The sequence below is a fragment of the Marinomonas sp. ABL3_031 genome (assembly GCF_056161265.1).
Map to the genome: position 1 here is coordinate 54,134 of NZ_JBSWYU010000012.1, position 16,250 is coordinate 70,383.

15 protein-coding genes and 2 tRNA genes are annotated in these 16,250 nt (G+C 40.4%); 9 read left to right on the top strand and 8 right to left on the bottom strand.

Features of this window, described 5'->3' with window-relative positions; all coding sequences use genetic code 11:
• Positions 1-82: 82 nt before the first annotated feature.
• Both ACXAH2_RS13405 and ACXAH2_RS13410 read left to right on the top strand, forming a co-directional pair.
• Entirely contained in the window at positions 83-1,270 is a 1,188-nt protein-coding gene (locus tag ACXAH2_RS13405; protein ID WP_475079164.1) for an EAL and HDOD domain-containing protein, read from the top strand.
• Positions 1,267-2,052 carry a TatD family hydrolase gene (locus ACXAH2_RS13410; RefSeq protein WP_475079166.1) on the top strand — a complete coding sequence of 262 codons (786 nt, stop codon included), beginning with the start codon at positions 1,267-1,269 and terminating at the stop codon, positions 2,050-2,052. Before ACXAH2_RS13405 ends, ACXAH2_RS13410 begins: the two co-directional genes overlap by 4 nt.
• Positions 2,053-2,060: 8 nt before the next feature.
• On the opposite strand, the gene ACXAH2_RS13415 is transcribed toward ACXAH2_RS13410, so the two are convergent.
• From ACXAH2_RS13415 to ACXAH2_RS13425, 3 genes are read right to left on the bottom strand one after another with little or no spacing between them, the layout of a single operon-like run.
• The gene (locus tag ACXAH2_RS13415; protein ID WP_475079167.1) at positions 2,061-4,391 is read right to left on the bottom strand and encodes a DNA polymerase II; all 2,331 of its coding nucleotides are present in this window, start codon (positions 4,389-4,391) and stop codon (positions 2,061-2,063) included.
• A gap of 21 nt (positions 4,392-4,412) precedes the next feature.
• Positions 4,413-6,872: an ABC transporter permease gene (locus tag ACXAH2_RS13420; protein ID WP_475079168.1), complete on the bottom strand. Its 2,460-nt coding sequence runs from the start codon at positions 6,870-6,872 to the stop codon at positions 4,413-4,415.
• Positions 6,869-7,552, bottom strand: a complete 684-nt coding sequence (locus ACXAH2_RS13425; RefSeq protein ID WP_475079169.1) for an ABC transporter ATP-binding protein — start codon at positions 7,550-7,552, stop codon at positions 6,869-6,871. Before ACXAH2_RS13425 ends, ACXAH2_RS13420 begins: the two co-directional genes overlap by 4 nt.
• Positions 7,553-7,576: 24 nt before the next feature.
• Here ACXAH2_RS13425 and ACXAH2_RS13430 point away from each other — a divergent pair, with 24 nt between their 5' ends.
• From ACXAH2_RS13430 to ACXAH2_RS13440, 3 genes are read left to right on the top strand one after another with little or no spacing between them, the layout of a single operon-like run.
• Positions 7,577-8,194 carry an arylesterase gene (locus ACXAH2_RS13430; protein ID WP_475079170.1) on the top strand — a complete coding sequence of 206 codons (618 nt, stop codon included), beginning with the start codon at positions 7,577-7,579 and terminating at the stop codon, positions 8,192-8,194.
• A 50-nt stretch (positions 8,195-8,244) separates the two neighbouring features.
• Positions 8,245-9,183 carry a D-2-hydroxyacid dehydrogenase gene (locus ACXAH2_RS13435; protein ID WP_475079171.1) on the top strand — a complete coding sequence of 313 codons (939 nt, stop codon included), beginning with the start codon at positions 8,245-8,247 and terminating at the stop codon, positions 9,181-9,183.
• Complete coding sequence (locus ACXAH2_RS13440; RefSeq protein ID WP_475079173.1) at positions 9,180-9,908, top strand: pseudouridine synthase; 729 nt, start codon at positions 9,180-9,182, stop codon at positions 9,906-9,908. Before ACXAH2_RS13435 ends, ACXAH2_RS13440 begins: the two co-directional genes overlap by 4 nt.
• On the opposite strand, the gene ACXAH2_RS13445 is transcribed toward ACXAH2_RS13440, so the two are convergent.
• Positions 9,877-10,425 carry a GNAT family N-acetyltransferase gene (locus ACXAH2_RS13445; protein ID WP_475079174.1) on the bottom strand — a complete coding sequence of 183 codons (549 nt, stop codon included), beginning with the start codon at positions 10,423-10,425 and terminating at the stop codon, positions 9,877-9,879. The genes ACXAH2_RS13440 and ACXAH2_RS13445 overlap by 32 nt on opposite strands.
• Before the next feature lie 156 nt (positions 10,426-10,581).
• Between ACXAH2_RS13445 and ACXAH2_RS13450 the strand changes: the two genes are divergently transcribed.
• From ACXAH2_RS13450 to ACXAH2_RS13460, 3 genes are all read left to right on the top strand, one after another.
• Entirely contained in the window at positions 10,582-10,926 is a 345-nt protein-coding gene (locus ACXAH2_RS13450; protein ID WP_475079175.1) for a translation initiation factor Sui1, read from the top strand.
• Positions 10,927-11,064: 138 nt separating this feature from the next.
• Entirely contained in the window at positions 11,065-12,075 is a 1,011-nt protein-coding gene (locus ACXAH2_RS13455) for a GGDEF domain-containing protein (protein WP_475079177.1), read from the top strand.
• Positions 12,076-12,090: 15 nt separating this feature from the next.
• Positions 12,091-12,498, top strand: a complete 408-nt coding sequence (locus ACXAH2_RS13460) for an acyl-CoA thioesterase (RefSeq protein ID WP_475079178.1) — start codon at positions 12,091-12,093, stop codon at positions 12,496-12,498.
• A 76-nt stretch (positions 12,499-12,574) separates the two neighbouring features.
• Here ACXAH2_RS13460 and ACXAH2_RS13465 read toward each other — a convergent pair.
• Together ACXAH2_RS13465 and ACXAH2_RS13470 are read right to left on the bottom strand one after the other, a co-directional pair.
• Positions 12,575-12,662: transfer RNA gene (locus ACXAH2_RS13465), tRNA-Ser, on the bottom strand.
• A 94-nt stretch (positions 12,663-12,756) separates the two neighbouring features.
• On the bottom strand, positions 12,757-13,323 hold the full coding sequence (locus ACXAH2_RS13470) for a nitroreductase family protein (protein WP_475079179.1): 567 nt from the start codon (positions 13,321-13,323) through the stop codon (positions 12,757-12,759).
• Between the two features lie 106 nt (positions 13,324-13,429).
• Between ACXAH2_RS13470 and ACXAH2_RS13475 the strand changes: the two genes are divergently transcribed.
• A complete protein-coding gene (locus tag ACXAH2_RS13475; RefSeq protein WP_475079180.1) occupies positions 13,430-14,965 on the top strand; it encodes a hypothetical protein in 1,536 nt (511 codons plus the stop codon).
• Between the two features lies 1 nt (position 14,966).
• Here the strand turns inward: ACXAH2_RS13475 and nadA are convergent, their stop codons facing one another.
• Positions 14,967-16,016, bottom strand: a complete 1,050-nt coding sequence (gene nadA, locus ACXAH2_RS13480; RefSeq protein WP_475079181.1) for a quinolinate synthase NadA — start codon at positions 16,014-16,016, stop codon at positions 14,967-14,969.
• Positions 16,017-16,133: 117 nt separating this feature from the next.
• Positions 16,134-16,209: transfer RNA gene (locus tag ACXAH2_RS13485), tRNA-Lys, on the bottom strand.
• Positions 16,210-16,250 lie beyond the last annotated feature (41 nt).

Here is a 16,250-nt window from a genome sequence, read left to right on the forward strand (position 1 = left end):
ATTCCATCATAACCATGATATTGCATTAAGCTAAGGCTTACAGTATTTTTTTGTGACGTCTTTCTTTACGTAGGGAAACAAAATGAATCACGATGAAGTACTTTTCTGCCGAAAAGCTGTCGTTAATCAAAAGTCCCAGACCATTGCTTATCAGCTTTTACATCCGGATACTAACTTATACCAAGATGAAAAGACATTTATAAGTGCATTGTTTGTTGATATGGACCTGAATGAAATCATTCAGAATAAACTCGGCTTTTTTGTTATCAACCCAGAACAATTATCGACACTTCCACAAGTACAGGATACTCAGATTGTTTTGTTTATAGATTGTCACGGTTTGGATCAAGACAAGTATTATGATGCCTTATCAAATGCACGTTTCTCGGGTTATCAACTGGGATTAATGAATCCCTGTTCCAATGCTTATGGATCAAATTTTATCAATCTCTTTTCATATGTGGAATACGATTTAGAGAAATGTCGGCTTGATGATATTCTGCGTTTTACTGAGCAAACCGATATTTCCGCAAAAAACATGTGGATTAATAATATCCACCAAGCACATGATTTTGAGGTCTTAAAGGCCGTTTTACCAAATGCCAATTTTAGTGGACCATTTATTCGTAAAATGACTAAAATCACTGGCAAGCGGGTATTTGCTTACAAAGATATTTTGATTGAGTTACTTGAGCATCTTAACAACAACGAAACCTCTCTGCGGTTGTTGGCAGATTGCATAGAGCAGGACCCTATCCTAACTTACCGTATTATAAAACTCACTCATACAGCGCGATATCACAGCCATTTTAATGTTTCTAATGCACAACGTGCAGTTGAGATTATTGGGGTGAGAGATTTGGTGAAATGGGTAGGACTGGTAATGCTCAATAGTGTCTCAGGCAAGCCTGATTGTTTGTTTTCTATGGCAGTTTCGAGAGCGTATTTCTGTCAAAATCTTTGCACTACCTTGTTCCCTAAATTGGAAGGGGCATTTTTAGTAGGCTTATTTTCATACTTACCCAGTTTTTATGATGAAGACCTTAACAATCTTTTAAAAGATCTGCCTCTGGACGCCAATATTAAAAAGGCATTGTTGGAATACCAAGGCAATTTAGGAGGTATTTTAAGAATGGTGGAAGCCTATGAATCAGGACGTTGGGAAAAGATCCCTTTTGATCAATTATCCAGCAAAGGAATCAGTAAAGACGTCTTGAAAAACATCTATATAGACAGCCTCAATAATACAAAAGACATGATACAAGCATGATAGATATTGGTGTAAACCTAAATCACTCACTGTTTTTAAACCATCTAGAAAAAACACTGGATGAAGCGTCTCTTGAAGGTGTCACTGGCATGATATGTATTGCTTCAGACTTGGAAGAGAGCCGTTTACTGGGACAATATAGCCAATCCTATCAAAACCTATGGCAAACCATAGGCTGCCATCCTCATCAGGCCAAAACCTGGCAATCCAGTTCCAAACACATATTAACAGGCTTGATTGAACGACTGAATCCAGTGGCAATTGGCGAAACAGGATTGGATTTTAATCGTAATTACTCTACCCCAACGCAGCAAAGGTTCGCATTTGAGCAGCAAATTGAATTAGCCGAAGAATGGTCGTTGCCTTTATACCTACATGAACGCGATGCTCACCAAGAAATGATTCGCTATTTACAGCAATGGCCTAATGTAGCGAAACATTCCGTTATTCACTGCTTTACTGGCTCAACAAAAGAACTGGATAACTATCTGTCCCTAGGCTTACACATAGGAATCACAGGCTGGGTATGTGATGAACAACGCGGTGCGGACTTACAGGCTGCGGTCCCGAATATACCTTTGGATAGGCTTTTGCTGGAAACGGATGCCCCCTATTTATTACCTCGTACTATTCGTCCAAGACCGAAAAAAAATCATCCTAAATATTTGCCTTATGTTGCAAAACAGGTGGCAGCATTGCGCAATATGGATATGGACGCTCTTATTAAAGCCAGTGTGGACAATACCCAACGTGTCTTTAAATTAGTTTCCAATACAAATTAATTTTTAACTCAAAGTAAGGAAATTTGTTGCGACAACAAGCTTGCCATATCTGTCTTGAAAGCCGGTAAAATACTATCAGCAATGGGTAACAATTGTTTTTCTATGTAATGTTCGTAATCGAGATCCGTTAAATCCGCTGTCCTCTCGTATGGATACACTCCCGTTGTTTTATGAAGGTAAAACACTCGCTTACGACCTTTATCATATTCTAAAGGTAAACCTTGTTGTGCACGTTTTTCATCTATCATCATGGCAGCACGAACATGGGGCGGCCTATTTTTGTGATATTCAGACAAAGGACGGCTAAGCTGCTTGCTGTAAATAAGCCACGAGTCAAACTTGCCTAATCTCAAATCATCGACAACCGATTTGATATAATCTGCTGGATGCTCATCATTAAAGACAATTTCAAATAAATTCTTTTGAAACTCTCGAGCCAGCTTAGTCCAATCTGTTCGTGCTGCTTCCAGACCTTTAAAGACGATCTTATCTTTGGTTTTTCCTGCATATCGCTTTTTACTGCCTTCTTCTTGACCGCGTATGGTTGGCATAAAAAAAGCTTGATAAAGGGTTTCAAACTCTAATTCCAAATAGGAATCTAAATGAGCGAACTCTCGACACCAATGGCGAAGTTTATTATTAATAGATTGGCATAAAGCGTGCCCTAGCCTTTCTGGATCTTGTGTGTCATCGTTCAACACGACAAACAGCGAGTCCGTATCACCATAAATCACCTGTGCTCCTGTTTCTTCCATCCAATCCTTGGTCCTTTGCAGTATTTCATGGCCTCGCATGGTAATGGAACTGGCTAATTCGGTATGATAAAAACGACACACATTAGAGCCTAAGACACCATAAAAAGAGTTCATAATGATTTTTATAGCATAACTTAGTATATCGTTTTTCTTCGCTTTGGCTTGCTCCCTAGCTTGTGCAAGCTCACCGACCAATTCAGGTAAAATGGCCAAATTGGCATCGAACTGAGCGCCTCGATATCCAGGTACCAGATGTTGATCTTGAGAAATGTTTTGCTGGCCACTAATACGGGCTAATGGGTCAATGTAAAAGGTTCGAATAATACTTGGGTACAGGCTCTTAAAATCAAATACGAGAACGTTTTTATACAAGCCTGGAATTGAATTCATTACAAACCCACCAGGACTGGCAACAAAAGCTTCATCACGCCACGAAGGTCCCACAAATCCCGATTTGTGAAGACGAGGCAGATATAGATTTTCAAAGGCGGCCACCGAACCTCCTGTTTGCTCTAAAGGAATGCCTGTAAGGTCAACTCGTGTTTGCTGAAGCTCGATCAATTTGAGTTTATCGAAAATCCGCCAAACCAAATCACAATCTTGTAGGTTGTACGCCACAAAAGAGGCTAAATCTTCCTGATGTAAGCGCTCAATTTCTTGCCATCGGTCGCCGCCATGTAACAATTTGCTATCATCAAGTATTTCCTGACTCACATTATTTAAACTATAAGACTCAAAATGATAACCACCCACTTTTAATAGAGTAATGCCATCTAACGCCACCCTACCCGGAATAGTGGCAAAGTACTTACCTTGATTCTCGGATGATCGAATACTCCAAGACTCACCGTTAACGCCAAAGGCTGGACGAATGCCTAAATATTGGCAACGTCGGTCAATAAAATTCAAATCAAAACCAATTAAATTCCAACCGATCAGAATATCCGGGTTATGCTTTTTCATAAATTGCATAAAAGCCAGTAACATGCTGCGTTCATCTTGATAACATGACACGGCATTAAGCTCAGATGCTTGCGGAGTAACCACAAAGGCCATACGCAAATCATCGCTGATAATACCAATGGATAAAATTTGGTTGTGCGTGACTGAGGTTTCAATGTCTAACGACCAGACCTTCCAAGCTGGCTGAAATTTTCCAGCAATGAGCTTGGCATTTCGATAGAGGTTGCCGCCATGCGCTTCTTCACCAATAAAACGCACTGCGCCACGAATATTACGCTCCATCAAATATCGATCTGGCGCTTTTATGTCTTCTTCGAAAACTTGATAACCTGCTCGCTTAACATACTGAACCAGTTGTTGATGGATTTTTTGACTTTTGCTTTGAATAAGCAGAACGGAGTTGTGTTGAAAAGAAAGAAATTGGCTTGATGAATAGGTGGCCCCCGATACCTTTTCAGGTAAGTCTTCTAGTGGGATGTCACTAAAAAAACTCAATAACTGTTTATCCGGAACCACTTTAACGGTTTTTTCAGGCGTCTTAACAAAAAGGCTCATCTCAATCTGACCATCTACTTCCTTAGTGTGCCGACTGACGATGTAGCCTTGTTGTTCTTTATACATGAATACTCTTATTTAATAAGATTAAATATCTCTTAATAGGTGCATTGGCGGTACTTTTAGCACTTTACGGCTGGCAAACACACCTATAGTTAATATCACTATGATACCAATCAGCGGGCCAAACAACCAAAGATTTAAATGCCAACTAGGTTGACTATTAAAAACATAGACTTGCAATCCATACAAACATAGTTCTGCTCCCAGCGCAGCAATCAATCCCGAGAAAAAGCCTAATGCGCCAAATTCAATAAAGATAGACTGCCTCACAAGTTGACTCTTAGCTCCTAGGACACGCAGCAAGGCCCCTTCTTCAAGCCGTTCTTCTAATGTAGAACGCACGCTGGCTAGCAAGACTAATGCTCCAGCTGACAAGATACATAGCAAGACCAGTTGAATCGCTTGAGACAACTGTCCAATGATGGTTTGAATTTGCTTCAATACATCGCCCACGTTCAGAATAGACACTGTAGGGAAGTTAGACATGGCTTTATAAAAGCTTTGCGCCTGATTTTCACTCACAAATAAGCTACTGACAAAATTCGCTGGATAATCTTCTAGGGCTTGCTTAGGTAAGATTAAATAGAAGTTCGGCTGCATTGACCCCCAATCCACCTCACGAATAGAGGTAATGGGTAAAGTAATAATGTTACCGCCAATATTTATGGTTAACTTATCACCAATACCAAGATCCACTTCCTGAGCGGCTCTTTGTTCAATAGACAAACCATTGGCAGCAAAGTCCCCTTCTAGCAGCTTGTTGCCTTGTCCTAATTCATCAGACCAAGTCAAGTTAAGCTCTCTATCTACCAATTCAGGTTCACCACGCCCCTCAGGATACAACTCATCAACGCTCTCTCCATTAAGCTCAATAACACGACCACGAACCATTGGATACCAAGACGAATGTGGAATCTTCAGTGCGGCGCTGGTTTCATTAATCGCCTGCACCTGATTGCTCTGCACATTAAACACGTAATGATTCGGCGCGTCATCTGGCAGCTGTTTTTGCCAATCACTGATCAAACTGGATTGCACGCCTATCAAAATCAAGGTAAGCATGATGATTAGGGTAAAAACAAGCAACTGGAAGAGATTTGGTACTAAACGGCGATACAAGGATGCTAAACCAATCTGCCAACCGCTGGTGGCACCTGAGGTCAAACTACGGCCCAATTTGAAAACACTAAAACCAAGCAAACCGACAATGAGTCCAATGCCAATAATGCTTAAAGTCATTACCGTGGGCAATAAGAAGCCTTTCGTGTAAATACACATCAAGGCATACATACCCGCAAACCCCAGACCATAAATAATGGCGGTATTTTGCTCAATACGCACACTTGGCTGTAACACTGACAAAGGGGATATCTTGATGAGACGCATAACCAAAGGTAAACAAAAAGCCAGCATAGAAACTAAGCCAGTTGCGATACCAAGCCACATACGAGTCACGGAGGGCTCTGGAAGTTGTGTCGACATTAAACCGGATAACAAGGATGCAATAACTTCTTGTATTCCCCAACCAATGGTTAAACCAATTAAGGTACCAATGGCAAATAACAAACTAAGTTGTTGAATAAATGCCCAACTTAAAAATTTGGGGGTCGCTCCTAAGGTTTTAAGAATGGCGACTTGCATGAGATGGCGTTTCACAAAACGCGATGAAGCTAATGCCATGGCAATGCCTGACATCACAACAGCTAAGGTTCCCGCTAATAAAAGAAAAGATTCCGCTCGCCCTATTGTGTCGCCTACCCGTTCACCACGTTGTGTTGGCGTTCGCCATCTTTGACCTTCTTGAAGCTGCGGTTGCAGCCAATCACCATATTCAGTTAAAGCCTCTCTGTCTCCAGCTAACAACAAAGAATAACGGACACGACTGCCCGGAATAATAACTTGTGTCTTATCTAAGTCAGCAGCATTAATGACAGCTCTCGGCGAAATTGCGAAAGCGGATGTCGTAGAACCAGGGTCTCGAACCAAAAATTGACTCACGATAAATTCTGCTTCGCCAATTTCTACCTTATCACCAAGCTGAACACTTAACATGCTGGCCAATCGAGAAGACAACCAGACTTCTCCGGACTTGGGTGGTTTATTCCAACTTGCACCTTGCCCAAATAGTGTTTGATCCACTAAATAAGCACCACGTAGGGGATAATTATCCGTTACCGCACTGATTTGCGCTAACTGTAATGCATCGTTGGCAAACATCATGGTAGTAAATGAGGTACGCAAAGCTTGCTCTAAAGAAAGCTCTGATGCTTTAGCTTGCCATTCAGGATTAATCGGTGAATCGGTTCTTACCAGACGATCGGCGGCTAACAAATTAGCGGATTCTTGTTCGAACGATAGCTGTAAGCGATCAATAAATAAACCGATAGAAGTCACTGTGCCCACTGATATGATCAGAGCGGCCAATAAGGTAATTAAATCACCGCTACGAAAATCGCGTAGCATTAAACGTAAAATGAACATCATAGGGATTTTTCCGTTAATTGACCTGCAGACATAACCAATTGACGATTACACAAATTCGCCAAATCATTGTCATGAGTAACCATTACCAAGGTTGTTCCTTGTGAACGGTTTAGATCAAACAGCAAGTCGACAATCAGTTTTCCATTGTCTTCATCTAAGTTGCCCGTTGGTTCATCGGCAAACAAAATTTTTGGCTGAGAGGCAAAAGCACGAGCGATTGCGACACGTTGTTGTTCACCACCGGATAATTGATTTGGGTAATGTGTCAAACGATGGGACAATCCCACTTTGTCCAATAAGGCTTCTGCTTTTGATCGAGCTTCTTTATCGCCTTTGAGTTCCGCAGGCAGCATCACATTTTCTATTGCTTGTAAGCTTGGTAACAAATGAAAAGACTGAAAAACAAAGCCCACGAATTGACCACGAATGATGGCTCTTTGTTCTTCATCTAGTTGCGAAAAAGGTTTGTCATAAATCAAAATATCACCGGAGGTATTCACATCCAGACCTGCCAATAATCCAAGTAAAGTTGACTTCCCTGAGCCAGATGATCCGACAATTGCAACCGACTCACCTTCGTTAATTTCCATATTGATTCCTTTCAATATGGTTAAATTCCCTGTATTTGATGTCACTGTGTGAGTAAGATTACTGACTTTAATTGCCGTTTTTTTGCTCATACTTGAATACTCTAAAGGTTGTTTATGTTCGTTAAAATCGCTCAAATTTTTGCCGCTGTATTGTTGTCACTCTGTCTTAATGTGTCTGCTCATGCCGCCAATCTATTGGTCATGGGCGACAGTCTCAGTGCTGCCTATAACTTAAGACAACAAGATGGTTGGGTTAGTTTACTAAAAAATCAATTAAATCAATCACACCCTGAAATTAGTGTGATTAATGCCAGTGTTAGCGGAGAAACCACTCAAGGTGGACTGTCTCGTTTACCTGCTTTACTAGAGGAATATCAACCTAGCTACGTCATTCTCGAGTTGGGTGCCAATGATGCTTTACGCGGCTACCCTCTTAATCAGACCACGCAAAATTTAAAAACCATGGTTGAGCAAGCTCAACAAATAGAAGCAAAAATTTTGCTTGTGGGTAATCAAATTCCGCAAAACTATGGCAAACGCTATACTCAAATGTTTTTTAACCTTTATAAAGACATTGCCGTTGAGTATCAAATTGCCTACATGCCTTTTATGCTTAAAGACGTTGCATTGAACAAAGAACTTATGCAAAGTGATGGCCTTCACCCAAATAAAAACGGCCAGCCTGTTGTGCTCAATAACTTACTTCCCTATATATTGCCTTTGATTGAATAAAATTAGCCGTAAGATAAAAATAAAAAGTTGACGTTAAATGAGGAAACTTCATGAAAGCCGTTTTTTTGGACCGTGGTTCTTTCCCTAAAGACATTGAAATTGACCTCCATTCCCTAGTTTCTGAGTACGTTGAGTTTCACAATACTAAGGAAGAGGAAGTGCTAGATCGTATTTCAGATGCCGATATTGTTCTGACGAATAAAGTGGTGTTGTCAACACAGATAATAAAGCAAGCTCGTCATTTGAAATTGGTTCAAGTTATGGCAACTGGTACCAATAATGTTGCCCTGCAAGCTTGTCAGGAACAAGGTATAAAGGTGCAAAACGTAGAAGGCTATTCAAAAGTAAGCGTGCCAGAACACACCTTCGCTATGCTATTGGCATTGAGACGAAATCTTTTGTCTTATGTGTCGGACGTTAAAGCAAGAAATTGGGCTCAATCTGAATTCTTTTGCATGATGGACTACCCTATTAAGGATTTAGCCGGTTCAACCTTGACTATTCTAGGTAGCGGTCAACTCGGTCAACAAGTTGCTATTTTGGCAAAAGCATTTGGTATGAAGGTTCTCTTTGCTGAACGTAAGCAAGCAAAAAGCATCCGTGAAGGCTATGTGGCTTTTGATCAAGCCTTACAACAGGCTGATATTATCAGCCTCCATTGTCCGTTGACCGAACAAACTCGCAATTTGATTGCTGAAAGAGAGTTTGATCTTATGCCTGCCCATGCTTTGCTTATCAATATGAGTCGTGGTGGCATAGTTAATGAAGAGGCTTTAGTTCGTGCCATTCAAACCAAAAGCATTGCCGGTGCCGGCTTCGATGTTTCACTGATAGAACCAATGCCCACATCCTCGGTATTAAATCAGTTAAGCCAATTCCCCAATTTTTTATTAACACCGCATGTTGCCTGGGCCAGTGAAGGCGCTATGCGCGAACTGGTTAATCTTGCTATCGGGCACATCAGCCATTTTGTAAAACACCAAGCATGACACTCGAAATACTCTACCAAGATGAACACCTAGTTGCAGTCAACAAACCATCCGGATTGTTGGTGCATCGCACCCATTTAGCAAAAGATGAGCAAGATGCTGTCGTGCAGAGGTTGCGTGATCAAACTGGTCGCTGGGTGTTTCCTGTCCATCGCTTAGACCGCGCCACATCTGGTGTACTTGTCATGGCCTTTTCACCGAGTGTTGCACGAGCTTTATCAGAGCAATTCAGCGATTCGCAAACACAAAAAACGTATCATTGTTTGGTGCGAGGTTTTAGTGATGAAAAAGGCCATATTGATTATCCATTGGCCAAACTTAATGAACAGAAAGGACGTTCACGTTATAAAATTATAGGCACTGAAAAAGACGCTGAAACTCTTTATCGACGTATTCATCGTTACCAATTACCTATTGCAGTGAGTCGTTATGATGAAATGCGTTTAAGTTGGATTGAAGTCACACCAAAACAAGGCAGAAAGCACCAAATTAGACGTCACTTTAAGCATATTCTTAATCCGCTGGTGGGCGATACTTGCTATGGTTGTCGACATATAAATAACGCGCTACGAAAAGCTTGGGGAGAGGATCTAAGGTTGTTACTTCATGCCTCTAAACTTGAGTTTACACACCCTATCAGCCAGCAAAGAATAACGATCAGCGCAGCGTTCCCCGCAGATCTTGACATGCTGTTTAGTAAGTTAAGACCCTATCAAATTGACTAAGACGCTGATTAACTTCGATAAGATCTGTCCAGCGAAATACCCAACCATCTTCAATTTTAGAAGATAAATTAACGGCACTTGGGCAAAATTCGTCGACAAAAAATCCGCAAGATAATAGTACTCGCATAGAAGGTTTATTATTGTCACCAACCGTGGCATAAATTTCTTGAATACCCTGACTAGACCAAATTAAAAGCAAATGTTTAAGCGCATATTTGGCAATACCAAGATTAATGAAGGCTTTATCAAGCCGATATGAGACCTCAATAGATTTTTTTTTATAATCCAAAAATTGCCCATTAAAACGGCCAACAATTTCATCGTCTCCGAACGTCACTAGGTAATGTAATTTGGCATTTTTACCACATAAAACCTTGCGCAAACTTTGCTCACTTGGTGGTGTCGAGCTGTAATGGGGGAAAAATTGCGCAAACCATTCACGATTATTTGTTTCAAATTGTAAAATTTGATCAATATCTGATAGCTTAGCGAGACGAATTTGAATGAAGTTTTTCATGATCAGCAAAGGATTTACAAAGCATATTCTAAGATCTTAGACGAATTGGCTAAATTTTGCTGAAAAATGTTCAATTTTACTTTTATTCACTTAAGAGTGACTGGATAAGTGTTATACTAAGTATCCGTTTTTTATACTAATTTTAATGTTTTACCTATGAAAAAAAGAAACTTAGTTTTTTCTACAGATCAAGGCCGCTTATGTCCTGAATGCGAATCCTCTGTAGACCATTGCCAATGCCAAAATGACTCGATAATGGGTGATGGCAATGTTCGAATTCAATTGGAAACTAAGGGTCGAAAAGGCAAAGGGGTAACGCTTATAACAGGACTTCCTTTAACAGCAGAGCAGTTAAAAACATTAGCCAAACAGCTAAAAGCTCAATGTGGTACTGGAGGTTCGGTAAAAGATGGAAAGATCGAAATTCAAGGCGATAATCGCAACAAATTAAAGGATCTATTGGAAAAAGAAGGCTATAAAGCTAAGTTGTCGGGGGCTTAATCCGACAAATTTAAAAACTCATATTTCTATCATTTTTTTAATATCAACATCATCGATATGGCTGAGCAACAGCTCAATAGATGGAATGCCGCCAAGAAAAGAACAGTTTAGTGGTGATGAGTCGCAATAGAGGTTTCTATGTTTCAACATAGTACAAAAGAAGCCAACCATTTAATGAGGTCAGCCATACCATTAATGGTAAAGTTGGACATACCGCCAACACCCTACAACTATGGCATTTGGTATCAATACGCATCGAATAGCAACCCTCGATTAAATCAAGTGGTTGATCGTGCTATTCGTCGCTTTGGCAGTCTTCCTGCTTTTGTTTCAAAAGAGCTTTTCAATGAATTCATTATGGCCGAGGACATCAAACAGTCTGACGCCCACCATCAATCCCTAAATCATTTAACTGAAACTTTATCTGAAGAAAGTGCAACGGTAACCAAAGAACTTGCTGTTTTCACTCAAACACTCAAAGACACTCGTAACGCTCTTAATAGTAACACGGATCAGAAAAAGCTTGGGCAGATTGCCACACTTCTCGATAGACGAGCTTTCAAGGCCAACCAAATCGTTTCGCAATTTGGCGAGACGCTTACTCAGGCTCAAGACGAACTGGTTAGATTGAGACAAGAACTAGCCGAAGTTAAGAAAAATACCGAGTTGGATCCAATGACTTTACTGTCTAACGAAAAAGGCTTTGAACGCACCCTATTCTCCTTGGCCCCTTTCGCTGAAGACGATCTCACTTTGTTACTGATAGAAATTGACGATTTGTCTGGTCTACAGCAAGAATATGGCAAAAAAATAGCAGCCTCTTTGATTCTCTATATTGCCAAGACCTTAACTCAGTTTTTGCCCGAACGTGCTTTTCTCGCCAGACTCAAAAATGGCAAATTTGCAGCCATTATTAAAGAGATGGAATTAGGCGAAGCGTCAGAATTAGCAGATGCAGTGCGTCTGCATATCTCTAAACAAAAAATTCGTAACAAGAATGACAATAGTATGTTGAAACAAGTAACGGCTTCTGTTGGTGTGGCAACATTGCTTGGCGATGAAAGCCCAATGGATCTAGTGAAACGTACCCAACACTATCTAACCTACGCACAAAGATCAGGAAATAACCGCATTGCACATCACATATAAAAGGATAAAAAGCTAATGGCGAATGAAATATCCAATCACGCTCTATTGTTTGATGTAAGGGATTACGAGTGCGATATGCAGGGCATAGTTAATAATGCCGTTTACCAAAATTACCTAGAACATGCCCGCCACACCTTTATCAAAACCAAAGGATTGGATTTTGCTGAGATCACTGAACAAGGTATAAATTTGGTGTTGATGCGCGCTGAGTTGGATTACAAGCGCTCATTAAGAAGTGGCGATACTTTTACAATCACTACCCGCACTGAAAAGGTATCAAAACTGAAGTTTGCTTTTTATCAAACCATTATTCGACAAGCCGATCAGCAAATTGTACTGGAAGCGAAAATGATCATTGCCTCGACCAACCAAGCCGGCCGCCCCGTAATTTTTGATCAAGCTCATAAACTATTTGATGACTAATTTGCGGTCAAAAATGACAGATATTAAAAAACCGCTTATATAAAAGCGGTTTTTTAATATCGAATTTAAGCGATTATGGCGGTGAGCAAGAGATTCGAACTCTTGATGCCTTTCGACATACACACTTTCCAGGCGTGCTCCTTCGGCCACTCGGACAGCTCACCAAAAGGGTTTTGTTACGTACAGCGCAACGAGTGCGCATATATTAGTGACGCAGGCGCCTTTTTGCAACTTGTTTTTGGGATTTATTGTTAAAAATTAATCCCTTACCCAACTAAGACGTTCTTCTAATTGAGTGTCTGCTACCACTTTAGATGCTTCTTTTGGGGTGCCGACATAAATCAAACCAACGATCTGATCATTGGCTTGTAAATTTAGAAGGTTTTTTGTTTTTTGTGTGAAGCATGCTGGTCCACTACGCCACATACCACCATAACCCAAAGCGCTGAGACCCAATAATACTTGCTGGGCAGCGGCTGAGGTCGCCATAACTTGCTCAATGGCAGGTACTTTTGGATGTTCTTGGGTACTAGCATAGATTAATAACACTGTTGGAGCTCGAAACGCTTTTTTAATAAAGGATTCTCGTTTATTGTCAGGTAAATCAGGTACTTCAGCTAGAGCATGCTGCCAGTATATCTCGCCTAACTTATTACGCCCTTCTGCCTCGTAAATTCGATAGCGCCAAGGTTTGAGGTTTCCATGATCAGCAGCACGGCTAGCCGCATCTAAAATATCCCGCCACTCATCTTCACTTGGTGCTGGAGAGGTCAAAGCAGGTTGAGATACACGATTACGTATGAAGGTTAAAAAATCTTTACTCATAGAAAGCAGCTTTCCTTTAAACTATGCTCATAAGAATAGAATTAGTTTATCAAGTATCAAACGTTAATGATAATGGATATCAGATAAAATTGCGTGAGGAGTGCTTATGTCAAAGTGGTTAATTTGGACAATACTTGAGATCACTACCATTTTGTTTGTTACCAATCTGGTTTTCATATGGCTAAACCGATCAGTAAAAAAGAAAATGGCTCAAGCCGACACAGAAGAACAAATCTTAGACAATAAGATAACTGAGACGAATGATACAAAATCAAAAGATGCGCAAACTGAAGATTTATCCTACAAGGCTTTTGCGCAATTTCTCGATAAACAAATCAGTTATGCCGCTTCTTCTATCAAACCTGACACTATGGAGCCAAATCAGATAACCACCTTAAAAATCTGGGGTACCGTTTTACAAGCTGAAAGAGCGATTGTACTTAATCAAGTAAGTAATAAGCCTAAGCCTATTCTCGCCCGTTTTTTATCTAGCTTATTATATGCACTTACCACGCCCAAACTACAAACTTCAGATCCTGAAGAGCTGCATAAAAATCTTAAACAAATGGAAGAAGAGTTCTATCAAACCTCTGAATCCATCATTACAAAAGAAACATTATCTAAGAATCAATATAAACTGAACGACGATTTATGTAAGAGTATTGACAATGCTGTCGCAAAATTACAAAAACTGAAAGTCAAAAGAAACGAACAACAACGTCTTCAGAAAGAAGCTGACGCGTTAAAAAAACGAATTGAAAGGTTAGAAGATGTGCAAGATGAGACCCTTGAGCACACATCCAACGTATCCACTAAGTTGAATTCAAAAGAACGTCATAAAAAGCCAAATCGCACCGCCTCTTACAAACAAATCATGTCATTAAATAGTTTAGCAGACAGACAAAAACTCGTTATAGAGCAGTTACGTAGCGAATTAGAATACGCCAAGCAACATCAAACTTCAGATCAAACACTCGAATCTCAAAAGGTAGCCGTTGCGAAATTAGAGCGAATGTCTGAAGAATCGAATAGTCTGGTATTACAACTTGAAAATGAGTTACAAAACTCAGACCTTTCTATCGAATCGTTACGGCAAAACATTTCTGACAAAGATAAGCGTTTAGCGGAAATGGAACAACAATTATCAAATAAAAATCAAACTGCTGTTGGCAATTTACAAAGCCTTGCCGGCAGCAAAAAAGAAACCCTTGGTTTATTAATCGATGATTTGAGTGATGCCATGGCTGCCGATAACAATTCTGAAAATCTAATACAACAGGAAAAGGACACTCAAGCCCTTGAAAGACTGTTACAAGAATCGGAAACTTGCGTTACTTTGCTGGCTCAAGAATTGGAAATGGCGGAAGAAAAAAACAATGAATTAAAACAACAAGTGGATACTATCATTTTACAAAATCCAGATTTTGGGGCTCAATCTATTCCTTTAAAGCAAGAAAAAGAGAGAAATCGGAAATTGGTCCAAGCGACTGTTCAGCTAAAAGACCAATTGAATACTCACATATCGGAAAATGATTACCAAGAGTTGAGAGTAAGTTTTAATAAAAAGAGTTTAGAATACGACAGATTGCAACTGGCGTACTCTGATTTAGAAATGAAATATCTGGCTACCTTAAATAAATGACTTAAGCGGGCTTATTAAAGTCCAGCATACGTTGCAATGGAATCAAGGCTTGTTCTCGCAACTCAGCTGAAACATCTATTTCGCCAGACATGTTTCTTAACGAATCCCTAAGCAGCTCAAGGCTATTCAAAGCCATCCAAGGGCAATGAGCGCAACTGCGACAATTGGCACCAGAACCTGCTGTAGGCGCTTCTACAAAACGCTTTTCAGGCGAAGCCTGCTTCATTTTGTAAAAAATACCTCGGTCTGTGGCAACAATAAAGGTGCTATTACTCATACTCTTTGAAGCATTTAGCAATTGTGATGTAGAGCCAACTACGTCTGCCACTTCTACCACAGCTTCTGGAGACTCAGGGTGGACTAACACAGCAGCATCTGGATAAATCGCTTTAAGGTCTAAAATGCCTTTTGCTTTAAACTCTTCATGAACAATACAAGCACCGTCCCAAAGAATCATATCCGCGCCAGTTTCACGTTGAATATAGCCGCCTAGATGTTGATCAGGGGCCCAGATAATCTTTTCTCCCTTATCAACCAAGTGGTTGACGACATCTAGCGCAATACTAGAAGTAACGACCCAGTCTGCTCGAGCTTTTACCGCCGCTGATGTATTAGCATATACCACCACAGTACGGTCCGGATGCTGATCACAAAAAGAAGAAAATTCCTCAATGGGACAGCCAATGTCCAAAGAACAAGTGGCTTCCAGAGTTGGCATTAGAATGGTCTTTTCAGGGCTGAGAATCTTAGCTGTTTCGCCCATAAATTTTACCCCAGCAACAACCAAAGTCTGTGCTGGGTGATTGGCTCCGAACCGAGCCATTTCCAATGAATCTGCAATAATACCGCCAGTTTCTTCAGCTAATTCTTGAATCGCATCATCCGTATAATAATGCGCCACTAGGACAGCTTGTTTCTCTTTAAGGAGTTGTTTGATCTCTTGGCGAAGTGACTCATTATCAACAATTGGTTGCTCCAATTGCTTCTCAGCATCAGCTAAATATTTTTGCACTGTGCTTCTAAGAGCGGCTTTGGTGGAAGTATCAAACATAATATTACCCCTACTAAAACTGGGCGAGGAAAAAGTATGGCTAGTAGATCGAATGGAAATTCATTTAGTCTTAATATGACAAAAAAGAATAAAGTTAGCCATTGTAAAAGATAATATTGGTGGGTCGTACTGGATTCGAACCAGTGACCAATTGATTAAAAGTCAACTGCTCTACCAACTGAGCTAACGACCCAACGGGATGCGTATGATACAGGGCCCGTTGGGAAATGCAAG

Excerpts from the sequence above, each read along its gene's own strand:
- ACXAH2_RS13415 (WP_475079167.1), bottom strand. The coding sequence starts at position 4,391 with ATGTATAAAGAACAACAAGGCTACATCGTCAGTCGGCACACTAAGGAA.
- ACXAH2_RS13450 (WP_475079175.1), top strand. The coding sequence starts at position 10,582 with ATGAAAAAAAGAAACTTAGTTTTTTCTACAGATCAAGGCCGCTTATGT.
- ACXAH2_RS13420 (WP_475079168.1), bottom strand. The coding sequence starts at position 6,872 with ATGATGTTCATTTTACGTTTAATGCTACGCGATTTTCGTAGCGGTGAT.
- ACXAH2_RS13430 (WP_475079170.1), top strand. The coding sequence starts at position 7,577 with ATGTTCGTTAAAATCGCTCAAATTTTTGCCGCTGTATTGTTGTCACTC.
- ACXAH2_RS13470 (WP_475079179.1), bottom strand. The coding sequence starts at position 13,323 with ATGAGTAAAGATTTTTTAACCTTCATACGTAATCGTGTATCTCAACCT.
- ACXAH2_RS13405 (WP_475079164.1), top strand. The coding sequence starts at position 83 with ATGAATCACGATGAAGTACTTTTCTGCCGAAAAGCTGTCGTTAATCAA.
- ACXAH2_RS13440 (WP_475079173.1), top strand. The coding sequence starts at position 9,180 with ATGACACTCGAAATACTCTACCAAGATGAACACCTAGTTGCAGTCAAC.
- ACXAH2_RS13475 (WP_475079180.1), top strand. The coding sequence starts at position 13,430 with ATGTCAAAGTGGTTAATTTGGACAATACTTGAGATCACTACCATTTTG.
- ACXAH2_RS13445 (WP_475079174.1), bottom strand. The coding sequence starts at position 10,425 with ATGAAAAACTTCATTCAAATTCGTCTCGCTAAGCTATCAGATATTGAT.
- ACXAH2_RS13425 (WP_475079169.1), bottom strand. The coding sequence starts at position 7,552 with ATGAGCAAAAAAACGGCAATTAAAGTCAGTAATCTTACTCACACAGTG.
- nadA (WP_475079181.1), bottom strand. The coding sequence starts at position 16,016 with ATGTTTGATACTTCCACCAAAGCCGCTCTTAGAAGCACAGTGCAAAAA.
- ACXAH2_RS13410 (WP_475079166.1), top strand. The coding sequence starts at position 1,267 with ATGATAGATATTGGTGTAAACCTAAATCACTCACTGTTTTTAAACCAT.
- ACXAH2_RS13435 (WP_475079171.1), top strand. The coding sequence starts at position 8,245 with ATGAAAGCCGTTTTTTTGGACCGTGGTTCTTTCCCTAAAGACATTGAA.
- ACXAH2_RS13455 (WP_475079177.1), top strand. The coding sequence starts at position 11,065 with ATGTTTCAACATAGTACAAAAGAAGCCAACCATTTAATGAGGTCAGCC.
- ACXAH2_RS13460 (WP_475079178.1), top strand. The coding sequence starts at position 12,091 with ATGGCGAATGAAATATCCAATCACGCTCTATTGTTTGATGTAAGGGAT.